A 16,447-nucleotide genomic window follows, 5' to 3' on the forward strand; every position below is an offset into this window, starting at 1 on the left:
GTTTAGTCCCTCGTCCCTTACTTCGCAGCCGCGAGCTCGGCGGCCTTGTCGGCCGCGCCGTCCATGGTGTCCACGCGCTGCACGAGCGGGTGGTTGGCGTCCGACAGGATCCTGCGACCCAGCTCGGCGTTGTTGCCGTCCAGACGGACGACCAGCGGCTTGGTGACTTCCTCGCCCTTGTCGGCGAGCAGCTGCAGCGCCTGGACGATGCCGTTGGCGACCTCGTCACAGGCGGTGATGCCACCGAAGACGTTGACGAAGACGGACTTGACGTCCGGGTCGCCGAGGATGATCTCCAGGCCGTTCGCCATGACGGCCGCGGAGGCGCCGCCGCCGATGTCGAGGAAGTTGGCGGGCTTCACGCCGCCGTGGTTCTCACCGGCGTACGCGACGACGTCCAGGGTGCTCATGACGAGACCCGCGCCGTTGCCGATGATGCCGACCTCGCCGTCGAGCTTGACGTAGTTGAGGTTCTTGGCCTTGGCCGCCGCCTCGAGCGGGTTGGCGGCGGCGTGGTCGACCAGCGCCTCGTGCTCGGGCTGACGGAACTCGGCGTTCTCGTCCAGCGACACCTTGCCGTCGAGGGCGATGACGCGGCCGTCGGCGACCTTGGCGAGCGGGTTGACCTCGACGAGGAGGGCGTCCTCCTTGATGAAGGTGTCCCACAGCGTCACCAGGATCTCGGCGACCTGCTCGGCGACCTCGGCCGGGAACTTCGCCTGGGCGACGATCTCGCGGGCCTTCTCGATCGAGACGCCCTCGTTGGCGTCGACCGGGACCTTCGCGAGGGCCTCGGGGTTCTCCTCGGCGACGACCTCGATCTCCACGCCGCCCTGGACGGACGCCATGGCGAGGAAGGTGCGGTTGGTGCGGTCGAGGAGGTACGAGACGTAGTACTCCTCGGCGATCTCCGGAGCGGTCTCGGCAATCATCACCTTGTGGACCGTGTGGCCCTTGATGTCCATGCCGAGGATGTCCGTCGCGCGGGCGACGGCCTCGTCCGGGGTGGCGGCGAGCTTCACGCCACCGGCCTTGCCACGGCCGCCGACCTTCACCTGGGCCTTGACGACGGACTTGCCGCCAAGACGCTCGGTCGCCTCGCGGGCTGCCTCAGGCGTGTCAATGACTTCACCGGCCAGCACCGGTACACCGTGCTTGGCGAAGAGGTCCCTCGCCTGGTACTCGAACAGGTCCACGCGCGTCCGTCCCTATCAGTGATCTCGCGGTTCGTTGGATGCGTGGGCGTGCCGCGAAGGGCAACGTGACGTCCGCTGTCACAAGGGTGGCGCACACGGTGTCCGAGCGCGCGGCATGTCCGTCTCGCAGGTTATCGCCGCTGGACGCGGGTCCCTAAATCGCAGATCACACCTGAGCGGTGATACCTGTCACAGAACAGGGCCTCACCAGGCTGGGGTTTGCCTGGTGAGGCCCCTTGAACAGCCCCTGGTGCGGGGCTCGGGGCGGGTGACCCCCACCCCAATGGGGACCACCCGGCCCCACCGCAGGGGTTCCGGTCGCACGGACCGACGGCTTTCGGCCGTTCGGGGCCGTCGCCCTGCGGAGTCGGTCGGATGCCGTACGTCGGCTTCGCCGGATGTCGCCGTACGGCAAAAGGGGGAACCGTCAGATGCTGTACGTGCCGTACTGCGCGTCCTGCAGGTAGCTCGGCGCGACCGACCGGGCCACGCCCTGGACGCCAGTGACGGCGTTGCCCGCGAGGGGGCCGCCGGTCGCCTCGACGGTTCCGTTCAGGTCCTGTGCGAAGGGGCCGACCTGGCCGACGACACCGCCCGCGAACGGGTCGACCTGACCGACGGTGTGGTCGGCGAACGGCCGCACATCGCCCGCGACGCCGTACGCCAACCCGGTGGCGCTGCCCTCGACACCCGCCACGACCGGCTGCACGAAGTCGACGACCGGCTGCACCGCGCCGACCACACCCCCGGCGAAGGGCTGCACGTCGTCGGTGACGACACCCTGCGCGAACGGGGCGACCGGGCCGGTGACGCCGTACGCGAGCGTCCCCGCGTCACCCACGACGCCGCCCGCGAAGGGCTGGACGTCGCCGGCCACGCCGTACGCCAGTGCGCCCGCGTCCCCGACGGCCTGCCCGGCGACCGGGACGACACCGTGCACGGCGGTCGCCGCGACCGGCGGCAGGACCGAAGCGGACGTGTCGCCCACGACCTGCCCGGCGAGGCCTCCGGCCAGCGGCTGTACGTCACCGGCGGCGCCGTACGCCAGCGTGCTCGCGTCGCCCGTGGCACCGTGCGCCAGGGTCGTCGCGTCCGCCGTGGCACCGTGCGCCAAGGCCGCCGCGTGACCGGCGGCGTCGTACGCCAGCGCGGTCGCGTTGCCCACGGCGCCGTAGGCCAGCGGGGTCACGTTGCCGACGGCGTGGTCCACGACCGGGGTGACGCCGTGGACGGCGGTGCCGGCGACGGGCGGCAGCGCGGCGGCCGCGGTCTCGCCGACGACCGGGATCGCGATGCCCGTGGCGGTGCCGGCGGCGCCCTGGACCGCGCCCTGGGCCCTGGCGGGCGTGCCGGTGACCGTCGTGCCCGCGGTCCGCTGCGCGGTGGCGACGGTCTGCTGGGCCTTCGTCTGCACGGCGGACGGCACCCCGGCGGCGGTGCGCTGGACGGCGGCGAGCTTCGTCTGCGCGCCCGCGAGGGCCTGCTCCAGCTCCGGAGCGAAGGCGGAGAGCGGGCCGAAGAGGTAGTCGATCTCGTCCTGCGGAGCGCCGACGTCGGCGACCGTCTTCTCGGCCTTGCCCGTCGCCCGGTCCGCGACGGCGGTCTTCGCCTGCGAGAGGTGGGTGACGGAGGGGACCTTGGCGTCGACGTAGCGGCGGGCGTGGTCGGCGGTCCCGGTCGTCGCGGTGGTGGCGGTCTTCTTGACGGGGGACGTGGCGGTCTTCGTGACGGTGGAGGCGGCGGCGTCGGCCGTGGACCGCGCCTTGGCGGCCGTACCCGTGACCGTCGAGGTCGCGCCGTCGACGGCGGTGCCGTCGGTGACGCTATGGGTGACGCCGGAGACCGTGCTCTGCACGTCGCCTGTCACGTTCCCGACGACGCCGTCAACGGTGCCGGTGACCGAGTCGGCGGTGTCCGAGACGTCGAGGCTGACATCGGGAGCGGCCACGGACGACGCGGGCAGCTCGTCCGCGCTGGCGACGGCGGAGCCGAGCGCCCACGCGCCGGTGACACCGGCGGCTATGACGATGGAACGGCGGATGTTCTTGTTCATGCGTACGTCAGATCCTTCGGGATTCCGAGAGTTCGGGAGATTCCGGTTGAATTCCGGGGGCTTCCGTCCGGGGATCGGAGGGGTGTCCGGACGGCGGGCAGACCTGTTCCGCCCCCGCGCGGCAGGTCGTTCAGCGGGGGAAGGGCTGCCCTAGCCGGGGAAAACGGGAATGTCCCGGTACCTGTCCCGGGTCTCGGCCGCGGTGACGACCGCGGAGGCGCCGGGCGCGAGCCGCAGCGGCGCCCGGTGGTTCGAAGTGACGGCATGCGGATCGCCGTGCCGCGGCGCGCCATTGTCGACCGCGGACTGGTTGCCCAGCGCGCCGGTCGGATCGCCGGGGGGTGCCTGGCGAGCGGGTGCCTGTCCCGCTCTGGCGTCGCCGTGGTCGCGGCGCACGGCGACCCCGTCGGTGTCGGCGGCGAGACCGCTCGCTCCGTACGAGGCGTCGGCGGGTGCGTCCGAGCGACGCGCCGCCTTGTCGTGCCTGTCAGTGACGCCCGGCCGCTGGGTCACTCCGCTGGACGGCTGTGGGGCCGAACCGACGGGCGGAGTCTGCGCACCCGCACCGGGGAGCGCGGGCAGCCCCGGCAGGTCGGGGAGTTCCGGCACGGACGGCAGTACGTCCGGCGGGGTTGCGCGCAGTCGGCCGGTCACCGTCTTCACCACGTCACCGATCGGCCGTACGGCGGTGTCGGCGGACGGCTGTACGAGGTCGCGGACGGACTTGTCGACCTGACGAACCGTGTCGGTGGCCGGCCGGGCAACCTGACGAACGGTGTCAGTAGTCGGCTGGGCAACCTGACGAACGGAGTCAGTAGTCGGCTGGGCAACCTGACGAACGGTGTCGGTGACGTGTGTGACGGCGCTCGTCGGGTTCGCGCCGGCCTCGGGGGCCGACTTACCCGCCGTCACCACCCGATCCGCCGCGCTCGTGGCCGACTGCGCGACCCCCGTCGGAGTCGTCGGCACCGCCCCGTCGGCCGCGTGCGCCTGCTCCCCGCAGAGGAACCCGAGTGCGAACAAGCCTCCCACCAGCAGCACCACTTGCAGCGCACGTCGTCCGGCCGCCGCACGCATCACGCGCACAGCGGCACCGGGCAGTGCGACTGAGGGGGTCAAGACGGGGAGGGTCCTCCCGTACGAAGGCAAGAGAAGGCTCTGAGGCCGCGTCGATCCTCGCACGGGACTCCCGAGGTTGCGCAAGTCCCCTGTTACCGATGGGTATTCATGTCCGGATTTTCCTTTCCCCTCACCTGGTGTCCGGTATCGGCAGCGGTCGCTTCTCGATCGCTGCCGCCATCACCTCGGGAAACAGGTCGGGCGTACAGGCGAACGCCGGTGCGTCGAGGGCCGCGAGCGCCGCCGCGTGCTCCCGGTCGTACGCGGGCGCCCCCTCGTCGGACAGCGCGAGCAGCGTCACGAACTGCACCCCCGACGCCTTCATCGCCGCCACCCGCTTCAGCATCTCGTTGCGTATGCCGCCTTCGTAGAGGTCGCTGATGAGCACGACCACCGTTTCGGCGGGCCGGGTGATCTGCGACTGGCAGTACGCGAGCGCCCTGTTGATGTCCGTACCGCCGCCGAGCTGAGTGCCGAAGAGGACGTCGACCGGGTCGTCGAGCTGGTCGGTGAGGTCGACGACGGCCGTGTCGAAGACGACGAGCCGGGTGGCGATGGACCGCATCGACGCGAGCACGGCGCCGAACACGGACGCGTAGACGACGGACGCCGCCATCGACCCCGACTGGTCGATGCAGAGGATGACCTCCTTCTTCACGGACTGCGAGGCCCGGCCGTAGCCGATCAGCCGCTCGGGCACGATCGTGCGGTGCTCGGGCAGGTAGTGCTTCAGGTTCGCCGCGATCGTGCGGTTCCAGTCGATGTCGTGGTGGCGGGGGCGGGTGATGCGGGCGCTGCGGTCGAGCGCTCCGGTGAGCGTGGCCCGGGTGCGGGTGGCGAGCCGCTTCTCCAGATCCTCGACGACCTTGCGCACCACGGCCCGCGCCGTCTCCTTCGTCGTCTCCGGCATGGCCTTGTTGAGGGAGAGGAGGGTGCCCACCAAGTGCACGTCGGCCTCCACCGCCTCCAGCATCTCGGGCTCCAGCAGAAGGGTGGACAGCCCGAGCCGGTCGATGGCGTCACGCTGCATGACCTGGACGACGGAGGAGGGGAAGTACGTCCGTATGTCCCCGAGCCAGCGCGCGACCGACGGCGCCGACGCCCCGAGCCCCGCCGAACGGTCCCGCCCCGACTGCGCCTTGCCCCCCTTCCCGTAGAGCGCGGTGAGCGCCCCGTCCATCGCGGCGTCCTGCCCGGCGAGCACACATCCGGTGCCGTCCGCTTCCTCCCCGCCGAGCACGAGCCGCCAGCGCCGGAGCCGCTCTCCCGCCGCGTCGGCCGCGTCGGCCTCGCGGGCTGCGCGGGGCGCGCGGGCCGCGCCGCTTGCGTCGGTCGCGTCGTTCACTTCGCTCACGGTCGCCGGTGCGGTCATCGGGCCACCCCCACAAGGTCGTTGTCGTCGCCGACGTGATCGTCACTGACGTGATCGTCACCGGTGTCCGATTCGCCCAGCCCGAGCAGCAGACGCAACACCGGCAGTACGGCCTCCGCGCGCTCGGGGTCGAGGTCGGGGGCGAACCCGGGAATCCCGGAGCCGGCGGCCGCCGTGCTCCCGCGCGCTCCCGGCCCACGCCGGACCAGCTCGCCCAGCGTCCTGCGCACCCCGGCCTCGTACGCCGAGAACGTCCGCCGCAGCAACGGCAGCACATCGGTGAACGCCTCCGCCGGCACTCCGGTCAGCCATGCGTCCACCAGCCCGAGCAACCGCTCGTCGTGCACCAGCAGCATCCCGCCCCCGGAACCGCCACCGACGAAGCCCTCGATCCACGCGGCCGCGTCCCCGGGTGCCGTCCCGGGCGACAGCACGAGCCCCATGAGCCGGGCGGCCTCGTCCTGCGCCAACTCCCCCTCGTCCAGCAGCAGTCGTACGGCCCGTCCGCGAATCACCCCCGGCACGCTGTCGCGCCCGGCCAGCACCCGGAGCACTGCGTGCCAACGGGCGCGTATGCCGGTGGAGGGCGGTGCGCTACGGGCATCCTGCGCGGTACCGCTGAGCGATGGCGTGTCGGCGGCTGACGCCGCGGCCGTCTCCCCCAGGAGCGCCACGGCCCCGTGCACGGCGTCCACATGGCGCCGCATCTCCTCGGCGGCCTCGGTGTCGAGGGCCGCGCAGCCCGGTGGGAGGCCGACGAAGATCCGCTCGGCGAGGCCCGCCGCCACGTCGGTGAGGGCGTGGGTGTCCGTGCCGCGCACATCGCCGTAGCGCAGCGAGCGGACCAGGGCGGGCAGGGCCTGGGCAAGGTGCCCGACGTCCGCGTCGAGGGCGGCCCGGTCGGCGAGGACCCGCATCACCACGGGCAGCGCGTCCGGGAGTTCGGCCAGCAAGCAGCGCTCGGCGAGTGCCGTGACATCGGCCAGCGCGTGCGCGGCGACGGCGTCCGCCTCGGCCCTTGCCGTCGCGGCGGCCAGTACCGTCGTGCCCCACACGCCGGCCTCCGCGACCCGCACCGACAGCTCCGGCTCCCAGCGCAGCCGCCAGGTCTCCCGGAAGGTCCCCGTGCTGCCCCGCGACACCGTGGGCTCGCCCCACTCGACGCCGAGGAGCCGCAACCGGTGCAGCAGCCTGCTGCGCTCGGCGTCGGTCTCCTTGCGCAGGTCGAGCTCCAATTCCCGTTCCAGCGCCTCCGGTTTGAGCCGCAGCCTCCGCTGGAGCCGCGCGAGGTCGCGCTGCAGGGGGACCGCGGGGGCCGACTCCGGCACCTCCCCCATCACATCGCCGACCACGAGCCGGTCCCGCACAAGCGCCAGCGGCACGTCCGAGCCCTCGCACATCACGGCCCGTACGGCGTCGGTGGTCTCGGTCAGCCCCGGCAGCGGGCGGCCCCGCATCGCGGCGAGCGTGTCGGCAAGCCGCACCGCTTCGATGACGTGCGCGGACGAGATCATCCGGTCCTCGTCGCGCAGCAACCGGGCCACCTTGGTCATCCAGCGCTCGACCGGGCGGTCGGGGGCGCTGAACAGATGCCCGTACCAACCCGGCGAGTCGATGCCCGCGCCGTACCCACTGACCCGGGACAGCCGGCGGTACGTCCACGGCACCCACGTCAGGTCGGCCTTCGCCTTGGGGAGCCCCTTGAGCAGCGCCCGGTCCGCGCCGACCGAGGTCCTCTGCCGCAATGCGGGCACATGCCAGGCCCCGCACACCACGGCCACGCCGTCCCCGAACTCCCGCTCCGCCGCGCGCACCTGGAGCCGCATGTACGCCTCCCGCACCAGGTCGCGGTCGTGTCCCCCGACCCCGTACGTCTCCCGCAGCGCCCCCATCGCCTCCTCGAGCACGGTGAACGGTGCGAACGGATCGCTCCCGGCCCCGCTTCGGTGCTCGACCACGTCCTCCCACCAGCGCTCGGGATCGTCGTAACCGGCCGTTTCGGCGAGTACGGCCAGGGGGTCGATCCGCACGGCCGCCTCGACGGGTTGGCCGGGATCGGCGGGCGGCGCATCCTCTGGGTCCCCCTCCTGATCGAGCTCCTCTTTGCCCCATGCCAGCGTGTGGGTCGCCGGGAGATCGATGAAGCGGGCCGGTACTCCGCTCTCCAGGGCCCACCGGATCGCCACCCACTCCGGTGAGAACTCGGCCAGCGGCCAGAAGGCCGAACGGCCGGGCTCGTCCACGACGTGCGCGAGGAGGGCGACCGGGGGTCGCATCTCCTTGTCGGCGGCGAGCGGGATGAGCGCGTCCGCCTCCGGAGGGCCCTCGATGAGCACGACCCGGGGCTCCGCCGCCTCCAACGCGGCCCGCACGGCCCGCGCCGACCCGGGGCCGTGATGCCGCACCCCCAGCAGCAGTGGCCCTCCGGTGAAGACCGTCATGCGCTCACCTCTCGGCAGGCCCGGTAGAAGTCCTTCCAGCCGTCCCGCTCGCGGACGACCGCCTCCAGGTACTCCTGCCAGATGACGCGGTCGGCCGCCGGATCGCGGACGACGGCGCCGAGGATGCCGGCGGCGACGTCGCTCGCCCGCAGGACGCCGTCGCCGAAGTGGGCGGCCAGAGCGAGGCCGCCCGTGACGACGGAGATCGCCTCGGCGGTGGACAGCGTGCCGCTGGGCGACTTCAGCTTCGTACGCCCGTCGGCAGTGACCCCGTCGCGCAGCTCGCGGAAGACGGTGACGACGCGGCGGATCTCGTCGATGCCGTCGGGCACGGCGGGCAGGTCGAGGGAGCGGCCGATCTGGTCGACACGGCGCGCGACGATGTCGACCTCGGCGTCGGCGCTCTCCGGCAGGGGCAGCACCACCGTGTTGAAGCGACGGCGCAGCGCACTGGACAGTTCATTGACCCCGCGGTCGCGGTCGTTGGCCGTCGCGATCAGGTTGAAGCCGCGGACGGCCTGCACCTCCTGGCCCAACTCCGGTATCGGCAGGGTCTTTTCCGACAGGATCGTGATCAGCGTGTCCTGTACGTCGGCCGGGATGCGGGTCAGCTCCTCGACACGGGCGGTCATGCCCTCGGCCATGGCCCGCATGACAGGGCTCGGCACCAGCGCGTCCCGGCTCGGCCCGTGCGCGAGCAGCTGCGCGTAGTTCCAGCCGTATCGGATCGCCTCCTCCGGGGTGCCGGCCGTGCCCTGCACGAGCAGGGTGGAGTCGCCGCTGACCGCCGCGGCCAGGTGCTCGGACACCCAGGTCTTGGCGGTGCCGGGCACGCCGAGCAGGAGCAGGGCGCGATCGGTGGCGAGCGTGGTGACGGCGACCTCGACGATGCGGCGCGGGCCCACGTACTTGGGTGTGATCACCGTGCCGTCCGGCAGGGTGCCGCCGAGCAGATACGTCGCCACGGCCCAGGGCGACAGCCGCCAGCGGGCCGGGCGGGGCCGGTCGTCCTGCGCGGCCAGCGCGACGAGTTCGGCGGCGAAGGCGTCTTCGGCATGCGGCCGCAGCGCCTCGCCCGCCTCGCCCGCGGTCGCTCCCTCGCGCTCTCCCGCAGGCATAGGAGCGGACGTCGGTTCAACGGACACGGACATGACTCGGTCCCCCTCAAGCTCGGCCGGTTCGGATCTGGTTCCACCGTGCACCACGCCACTGACAATCGGCGCTGACCTGCGCAAATGCACTCGCGAGCGCCGATTGTCAGTGGCGGGATCTACCTTCGATGGCATGACTCAGCAGGCGGTGCGCTGGACGGCGGATCAGGTGCTGGCACTGGCGCCTGATGCCGCGTCACGCAGGGCGGGAAGCGAACTCGGCTCGGCCGGGCCGTGGTCGGAGGCGGGCAGTTCTGACGAGGGGACGGTATGGGGACTGTGCAGGGGAAGTGGCAGCAAGCCGTATCGGACGGTCATCGACATCGCGGACTCCACCGGGCCCGCTTACCAGTGCAGTTGTCCGAGCCGAAAGTTCCCGTGCAAGCACGCGCTGGGGCTGCTGCTGCTCTGGGCGGGCGCGGACGGCACGGTGCCGCGGGGACAGGCACCGGACTGGGCGGAGCAGTGGACAGAGGTAAGAAGAGAGCGCGCGCGGGAGAAGAGGACGGCGGGCGGGGCATCTGGAGCCGCGTCGCCGGGTGATCCGGAGGCGGCTCGGCGCAGGGCGGAGCGGCGGGCCGAGCGGATCACCGCGGGGGCCTCGGAGTTGGAGCAGCGGCTGGCCGACCTGCTGCGCGGCGGCCTCGCTTCCGCCGAGCAGACGGGGTACGGACTGTGGGAGGAGACGGCGGCCCGGATGGTCGACGCGCAGGCACCCGGTCTGGCCGCGCGGGTAAGGGAGTTGGGGACGATCCCGGCGTCCGGTCCGGGCTGGCCGGTGCGGCTCCTTGAGGAGTGCGCGCTGCTCCACCTTCTCGACCAGGGCTGGCTGCGGCGCGAGCGGCTGCCGGACGGCCTTGCCGCGACGGTTCGCTCACGGGTGGGGATTTCCGGTTCGGCGGACGACCCGCCGGTGCGGGACCGCTGGCTGGTCCTCGCCCAGTACGACACGGCGGACGCCCGCCTCACGACGCGCAGGATCTGGCTGCACGGCGCTGAGTCCGGCCGCACGGTCCTGCTCCTTTCCTACGGGGCGGCGGGCCGCGCACCGGAGCTGGGGTTGCCCGTGGGGCTGGCTTTCGAGGCGGAGGTGTCCGCGTATCCGGGCGCCGGACAGCTACGGGCCGCGCTGGGCGAGCGGTTCACGCCTCCCGCACCCACGGCGATACGACCACCCGGGCTGACCACGTCCCAGGCGACCGCCCGCTACGGAGAGGCGCTGCGGGCCGACCCGTGGCTGGACTCCTGCCCGGTCACCCTGGACCGCGTCGTCCCCACCCCGGACGGCGACTCCTGGCAACTCGCCGACGCGAACGGTGACTTGGCCCTGCCCCTCACCCCCACCGCCCGGTCCCGTCCCGACCTGTGGCGTCTCGTCGCCCTCTCCGGCGGTGCCCCCGTCACGGTCTTCGGCGAATGCGGCCACCGCGGCTTCACTCCGCTGACGGCCTGGGCGGAGCAGGGCGCGGGGGACGCGGTACCGCTGTGCTGATGGCTCCGACCGCGGTGACCCCGCCCGCATTGACCACACCGACCAGCCCGACGATCTCCGTACGGAAAGGACGCTCATGAACACGACCTCGGCCTCGGCGGGCGCGCCCGCCGGTGGTTCCTGGGAGGAGCTCGTCACAGTGGCGTTGCTCGGGACCGAGCGGCGTACTCCTCCGGGATGGGCGCCGGGGCGGGAGGCGCCAGTGGCGTTGTTGGACGCGGCCGCCGTGGAGACGTTGCGGCGACGGGCCGGAGTGCGGCCGGCGCGGGCGGCGGCCCGGCCGGAGCCCGCGGCGCGGGACCCCCGTCCGGCCCTGCCGCCCGCCGCGGCCCGCAGGCTGGCGATGCTGCTGGCGGACCGGCCCGGCACCGGAGGCGGTGGCCGCAGAGGGACGGCACCGGACCTGATGGAGCTGCTGCCCCAGTGGCTCACCCTGGCGAACGCGCGCGGATTCGCGGCGCCCCCGGAGGCCCTGCCCGCGCTCCTCGACGCGGCCCGCGGACGCACCGATCTGCGACCCGCGGCCCTGGCCTTCGCCGGGCCCCGGGCACTCTGGCTGGCGCGGCTGAACCAGGAGTGGCGGTTCGCGCTGCGCTCCTCACCGGGCGGCGGCGGCGCGCTGCCCGGCCCGGAGGAGGCCGAGCGCGTACAACAGCTGTGGCAGGAGGGATTGTTCGCCGAGCGGGTCGCGCTGCTTTCGGCGATACGGGCCAAGGACCCCGCCGCCGCACGTGAGTTGCTGGCCACTACATGGGCGACGGAGCGGGCCGAGGACCGGCTGATGTTCCTCGACTCGCTGCGATCGGGGCTGCGCCCGGACGACGAGCCGTTCCTGGAGCGAGCGCTGGCCGACCGGAGCCGCAACGTACGGGCGACGGCGGCGGAGCTGCTGTCCGCGCTGCCGGGTTCCGCGCTCGCGGCACGGATGGCGGCCCGGGCCGGTTCGTGCGTCTCCGTCGACCGTACGGGGGGCACGCCCACGATCGTGGTCGAGGCGCCGCACGAGTGCGACGCGGGCATGGAGCGGGACGGCGTAGTGCCGAAGGCTCCGGCCGGACGGGGCGAACGGTCTTGGTGGCTGGGCCAGTTGGTCGAGGCGGCGCCGCTCGGGACATGGCCGGAGCGGTTCGGGGGGCGTACCGCGGAGGAGATCGTGGCGCTGCCCGTGGCCGACGACTGGCGGGCGGAGCTGCATGCCGCGTGGTGCCGGGCGGCTGTGCGCCAGCGTGATCCCGGGTGGTCCAGGGCGCTCCTCGGGGCGCCCTCCGCGCCGGAGGCCGGGGGGCCGGGGGCGGTGTCACTGGCCGAGCGGTCCAAGCTGCTCGCCACATTGGGGGTCGGTGAGCGGGCCGAGTGGGTGGCGGGGTTCATCGGTACGCACGGGTTGTCCGAGGCGTTTCAGCTGCTCGGGGTGTGCGCGGTGCCCTGGTCGGGGGCCTTGGGGCGGGCGGTGGTGGACGCGCTCAATATCGCGCGGGACGCCGGGAGTTATCCGTGGAGCTTCAGTGGGGTGATGGGGCTGGCCGAGCGGTGTCTCGACCCGGCGGAGGCTGTGCGGCTCGATGGGCTCACCTCGGTTCCCGACGAGTCGGAGAACGCGGCGCCGGGGGCCGGAGGTTACTGGGCCGAGGCGTTCCAGCGCCTCGTCACCACGCTGCGCCTGCGCGCGGCCATGGCGTCGGAGCTTGCGGTGCCATGAGGAGTTTTCGCCCCCTCCGCCCCTGCCTGAGGGGGCCTGTCGCGCAGTTCCCCGCGCTCCTGAAGGGGGCGCGGGGAACTGCGCAAACTTGTAGCGGGGGTCTGGGGGCGGCAGTCCCCAGGGACGGGACGGGCAGGGGTGGAGGGGGCGAAAACCCCAGGCCTCGCGCTACGCCCCGGCCGGCTGCCTCACATTCGCCCGTACCCAGTCCACGATCGACGCCGTCGTCGCCCCCGGCGTGAAGATCTCCGCGACGCCCTTCTCCTTGAGGGGCGCGATGTCCGCCTCGGGGATGATGCCGCCGCCGAAGACCTTGATGTCCTCCGCGTCGCGCTCCTTGAGGAGCTTGATGACGGCCGCGAAGAGCGTGTTGTGGGCACCGGAGAGGATCGAGAGGCCGATCGCGTCGGCGTCCTCCTGGATCGCGGTGTCGACGATCTGCTCGGGGGTCTGATGGAGCCCGGTGTAGATGACCTCCATACCGGCGTCGCGCAGTGCCCGCGCGATCACCTTGGCCCCGCGATCGTGGCCGTCGAGCCCCGGCTTGGCCACCACCACGCGGATCGGACCGGCTGCCACACCCATCACTGCCTCCATGAACCGACTACATCAACCTGTACCGACTACCGATACATGACGCTTGACTACCGACTACGACACATATCGCACATTCCGCTGCTCACCGCACCGGATGCGCCGTGCGGCACGGGCACCCCGGGCCTTACCGGCCGGGGAAGTGAACGAACGTTATCCCCAGCATCCCGCAACCGGCAGTTTCGCGGTGGAGACCGAGGGGGAAATCACACACTGGGACAAGTTCACCGCGCACCGTTCCGCGTCCCGCGGCACACGCGCCGCATGGACCTGCGGCACACGGGCCACGGCCGGAGCGTGCGCAAGGAGAGCCGCGATCAGGTGGCCTCACCACCGCGACGTCAGCGGGACACCGTGACGGTGGGGCACATCGGCGAGGCCACGACAGCGGGGAGCCACGCCAGCACAAGGACGACGGGACGACGAAGACGACTCCGGGCCGCCGCCGGGCGCCACCGCCCACGGCCTCGAGCCGCGTCGCCCCCTCGGCAGGGCACCCCGTAGCGTAATCGGCGCCTCACACGCCGCACACGCGTCGTCGGTCACCACCGTCACCGCCACCGTGGCTGTCCATGAGGGCACACGGGGGACGGAGTGGTCCTGCCGCGTGCCGACTGGAGGTCGGCCATGAAGGTCACCAGGGCAGTGTTGCCCTTTCTCCCCCTCTGCCAGCGCCTGTTTCCGAGCCGACTGGCAGGACTCTCGGTGGCTCTCCTGAAGGCGACGGCTCTGGAGATCGCGATCCTCGCCGGACACCTCCTCCTCTACCCCTCCGGCATCACCGCGGAGCGCCGCACCGCCCCCGCACTTCCCTCGCCCGACGCCGCCCGGCTGCCCACCGAGGCCAAGCCCCCGGTCGTCCTGCTGCACGGCTTCATAGACAACCGCTCGGTCTTCCTCCTGCTGCGCCGCAACCTCGCCCAGCACGGCAGGCAGCACGTCGAGTCGCTCAATTACTCCCCGCTCACGTGCGACATCCGCACGGCCTCCGAGCTGCTCGGCCGGCACATAGAGGAGATCTGCGAGCGCACGGGCCACGATCGGGTGGACATCGTCGGGCACAGCCTCGGCGGACTGATCGCGCGTTATTACGTGCAGTGCCTGGGCGGCGACACCCACGTACGCACCCTGGTCACACTCGGCACCCCGCACTCGGGCACTCGTGTGGCCCCGTTGATGAACGCGCACCCGATCGTCCGCCAGATGCGCCCGGGCTCCCAGGTGATCGAGGAGCTGCGCATGCCCGCACCGGGCTGCCGCACCCATTTCGTCAGTTTCTGGAGCGATCTCGACCATCTGATGGACCCGCTGGAGACGGCCTGCCTCGACCACCCGGACCTGCTCGCGCAGAACGTACGCGTGAGCGGCGTCGGTCATCTCGCCCTGCCCGTGCACCCCGCCGTCGCGGCAGGGATACGGCAGGCGCTCGACATCGAGGAGACAGGAGTCGGCGCCGCGGTCCAGACGGACGGGCTGACAGTGGCGTAAACAGCCGCCGCACAGCCGCCCGACACCCCCGCGACTTCGAACATTCATCGAACGCCAGGCCAAGGCCGTGCCCACACTTCCCCGAAACACGGCCGAATGCCCGTTTCCTGCGAGCGGGAAACCTGCCGAAGATTGTCGCGCCCGCGTACCGCCGGGTACAGTCACCGCACTGCTCTGCCAGCCCCTGTTGTCGAGGCGAAAGAGAAGTTGGTGAACGACCGTCACCCGTCGGGGACCGTAACTCCCCCGGCCCCGGCTTCCGATGCCGCCTCGGCGCTCTACGCGCCGTACGGCGGGCAGGAAGCCCAGTACGGCGACTTCACCACGTACGACGGCTACTCCGCCACCGGTTTTGACACCGGCGCCACCGGCACGGGTACCGGCGCCTACGCGACCGCGAGCTTCGCGACCGATCCCCTCTTCGGCGACATGCCGGGCAACAGCACCGGTTCGTACGACGCCACACAGTGGAACACCGGCAGTCACCAGACGCTGAACTACGACCCGTACGCCGCGCAGCACCAGGCCGCGTACGACACCGGCAGCTACGCGACGACCACCTGGGCGGCCGGTTACCAGCAGCTCGCCGACATCCCCGCGCAGCATCCGGGCCCCGAAGCCTCTGGCCAGTGGGACGCGACCGCCTGGCTCCAGCCCGAGCAGCCGCTCGATGGGACCCGGCAGTGGAGCATCCCGGCCCAGAACACGGGCGCGTACGACGCCACGCAGTGGAACACCGCCGCCGGCCACGACACGTACCAGGCGTACGAGCATCCGCAGCCCGACGCGTACGAACAGCACCACCCGCAGCCGGACTCGTACGAGCAGCAGCACGCACAGCCCGAGTCGTACGAGCAGCAGCACGCACAGCCCGAATCGTACGAGCAGCAGCACGAGCCCTTCGACCAGCAGGCGACCGCCGCCTTCGAGCACGCCTCGTACGAGCAACCCGCCGCCGATGAGGACGAGTTCGAGACCGCGGACGACAGCGGTGAAGAGTACGAGACGCCGCTGCTCGACGACATGGAAGAGATCATCCCGGCCCCCCGCGCCGCGTCGCGGGCCGGTTCCCGCTCCCGTCGCCGCAGTCCCGCGAAACGTTCCGCTCTGCTGACCGTCGCGGTGCCCTCGGCCTGTGTGATGGGGGTCGCGGGGATCGCCGCCGCCTCCGTGGGCAGCATCGGCGGGGACGACAGCAAGGACACGACGGCCAGCGCGGCCGACGCGACCTCGGTGAAGCCGTCCACCGCCAACAACAAGCTGGACACCCAGCTCCAGAGTCTGTCCGCGGGCGCCGACGACTTCGCCGACCGGGCCAGCCGGACGCAGGAACGTATCGACCTCAAGGCCGAGCAGGAAGCCCAGAAGAAGAAGGCGGCGGAGGAGGCGGCCCGCAAGGAGCGGCTGCGCCCGAAGTTCGTGCTCCCGGTGACGCAGAAGGGGCTCAGCGCCTACTTCGGTCAGGCCGGCATCAACTGGATGTCCGTGCACACGGGCATCGACTTCCCGGTCTCTTACGGTACGACCGTGATGGCCGCGACCGACGGCACCGTCCGCACGCAGTGGAACAGCGCGTACGGGAACATGGCGATCGTCACCGCGAAGGACGGCACGGAGACGTGGTACTGCCACCTCTCCAGCTACCAGGTCGCCTCGGGCACCACTGTGAAGGCCGGTGACCCGATCGCGTTCTCCGGGAACTCCGGCAACTCCACGGGTCCGCACCTGCACTTCGAGGTCCGCCCTGCCGGTGGTTCGGCGATCGACCCGCTGCCGTGGCTGCGCAGCCACGGCCTGGACCCGACGTAAGACGCAACCGTCCGCCGGGCCCCAGCACCCCCG

The 16,447-nt window shown here is 72.2% G+C and carries 11 protein-coding genes; 4 read left to right on the top strand and 7 right to left on the bottom strand.

Annotated elements, in window-relative coordinates; all coding sequences use genetic code 11:
* Positions 1 to 17: 17 nt before the first annotated feature.
* The 6 genes from sucC to ACZ4RZ_RS03455 all read right to left on the bottom strand — a co-directional run bounded on the left by sucC (position 18) and on the right by ACZ4RZ_RS03455 (position 9,332).
* Complete coding sequence (sucC, locus tag ACZ4RZ_RS03430) at positions 18 to 1,196, bottom strand: ADP-forming succinate--CoA ligase subunit beta (RefSeq protein WP_369248679.1); 1,179 nt, start codon at positions 1,194 to 1,196, stop codon at positions 18 to 20.
* Positions 1,197 to 1,623: 427 nt separating this feature from the next.
* The gene (locus tag ACZ4RZ_RS03435) at positions 1,624 to 3,249 is read right to left on the bottom strand and encodes a hypothetical protein (protein WP_467741545.1); all 1,626 of its coding nucleotides are present in this window, start codon (positions 3,247 to 3,249) and stop codon (positions 1,624 to 1,626) included.
* Positions 3,250 to 3,399: 150 nt separating this feature from the next.
* Positions 3,400 to 4,368, bottom strand: a complete 969-nt coding sequence (locus ACZ4RZ_RS03440; RefSeq protein ID WP_467741547.1) for a hypothetical protein — start codon at positions 4,366 to 4,368, stop codon at positions 3,400 to 3,402.
* 130 nt (positions 4,369 to 4,498) lie between these two features.
* Positions 4,499 to 5,740 carry a VWA domain-containing protein gene (locus tag ACZ4RZ_RS03445; RefSeq protein ID WP_467741549.1) on the bottom strand — a complete coding sequence of 414 codons (1,242 nt, stop codon included), beginning with the start codon at positions 5,738 to 5,740 and terminating at the stop codon, positions 4,499 to 4,501.
* Positions 5,737 to 8,181 (bottom strand): DUF5682 family protein, encoded by a 2,445-nt coding sequence (locus tag ACZ4RZ_RS03450; protein ID WP_467741551.1) that lies wholly within the window; start codon positions 8,179 to 8,181, stop codon positions 5,737 to 5,739. Before ACZ4RZ_RS03450 ends, ACZ4RZ_RS03445 begins: the two co-directional genes overlap by 4 nt.
* Complete coding sequence (locus ACZ4RZ_RS03455; protein ID WP_467741553.1) at positions 8,178 to 9,332, bottom strand: ATP-binding protein; 1,155 nt, start codon at positions 9,330 to 9,332, stop codon at positions 8,178 to 8,180. The genes ACZ4RZ_RS03450 and ACZ4RZ_RS03455 overlap by 4 nt, the downstream gene beginning before the upstream one ends.
* A gap of 133 nt (positions 9,333 to 9,465) precedes the next feature.
* On the opposite strand from ACZ4RZ_RS03455, the gene ACZ4RZ_RS03460 reads away from it, so the two are divergent.
* Together ACZ4RZ_RS03460 and ACZ4RZ_RS03465 are read left to right on the top strand one after the other, a co-directional pair.
* On the top strand, positions 9,466 to 10,824 hold the full coding sequence (locus ACZ4RZ_RS03460; RefSeq protein ID WP_467741555.1) for an SWIM zinc finger family protein: 1,359 nt from the start codon (positions 9,466 to 9,468) through the stop codon (positions 10,822 to 10,824).
* Positions 10,825 to 10,900: 76 nt separating this feature from the next.
* Positions 10,901 to 12,523: a DUF5691 domain-containing protein gene (locus ACZ4RZ_RS03465; RefSeq protein WP_467741557.1), complete on the top strand. Its 1,623-nt coding sequence runs from the start codon at positions 10,901 to 10,903 to the stop codon at positions 12,521 to 12,523.
* Positions 12,524 to 12,691: 168 nt separating this feature from the next.
* On the opposite strand, the gene ACZ4RZ_RS03470 is transcribed toward ACZ4RZ_RS03465, so the two are convergent.
* A complete protein-coding gene (locus ACZ4RZ_RS03470; RefSeq protein ID WP_467741559.1) occupies positions 12,692 to 13,108 on the bottom strand; it encodes a cobalamin B12-binding domain-containing protein in 417 nt (138 codons plus the stop codon).
* A gap of 636 nt (positions 13,109 to 13,744) precedes the next feature.
* Here ACZ4RZ_RS03470 and ACZ4RZ_RS03475 point away from each other — a divergent pair.
* Positions 13,745 to 14,605, top strand: a complete 861-nt coding sequence (locus tag ACZ4RZ_RS03475) for an esterase/lipase family protein (protein ID WP_467741561.1) — start codon at positions 13,745 to 13,747, stop codon at positions 14,603 to 14,605.
* Between the two features lie 210 nt (positions 14,606 to 14,815).
* Complete coding sequence (locus ACZ4RZ_RS03480; RefSeq protein ID WP_467741563.1) at positions 14,816 to 16,414, top strand: M23 family metallopeptidase; 1,599 nt, start codon at positions 14,816 to 14,818, stop codon at positions 16,412 to 16,414.
* The last annotated feature ends 33 nt before the right edge of the window (positions 16,415 to 16,447 follow it).

Source organism: Streptomyces sp. NPDC027189, from assembly GCF_055566975.1.

Excerpts from the sequence above, each read along its gene's own strand:
- ACZ4RZ_RS03435 (WP_467741545.1), bottom strand. The coding sequence starts at position 3,249 with ATGAACAAGAACATCCGCCGTTCCATCGTCATAGCCGCCGGTGTCACC.
- ACZ4RZ_RS03445 (WP_467741549.1), bottom strand. The coding sequence starts at position 5,740 with ATGACCGCACCGGCGACCGTGAGCGAAGTGAACGACGCGACCGACGCA.
- ACZ4RZ_RS03450 (WP_467741551.1), bottom strand. The coding sequence starts at position 8,181 with ATGACGGTCTTCACCGGAGGGCCACTGCTGCTGGGGGTGCGGCATCAC.
- ACZ4RZ_RS03455 (WP_467741553.1), bottom strand. The coding sequence starts at position 9,332 with ATGTCCGTGTCCGTTGAACCGACGTCCGCTCCTATGCCTGCGGGAGAG.
- ACZ4RZ_RS03460 (WP_467741555.1), top strand. The coding sequence starts at position 9,466 with ATGACTCAGCAGGCGGTGCGCTGGACGGCGGATCAGGTGCTGGCACTG.
- ACZ4RZ_RS03465 (WP_467741557.1), top strand. The coding sequence starts at position 10,901 with ATGAACACGACCTCGGCCTCGGCGGGCGCGCCCGCCGGTGGTTCCTGG.
- ACZ4RZ_RS03470 (WP_467741559.1), bottom strand. The coding sequence starts at position 13,108 with ATGGGTGTGGCAGCCGGTCCGATCCGCGTGGTGGTGGCCAAGCCGGGG.
- ACZ4RZ_RS03475 (WP_467741561.1), top strand. The coding sequence starts at position 13,745 with ATGAAGGTCACCAGGGCAGTGTTGCCCTTTCTCCCCCTCTGCCAGCGC.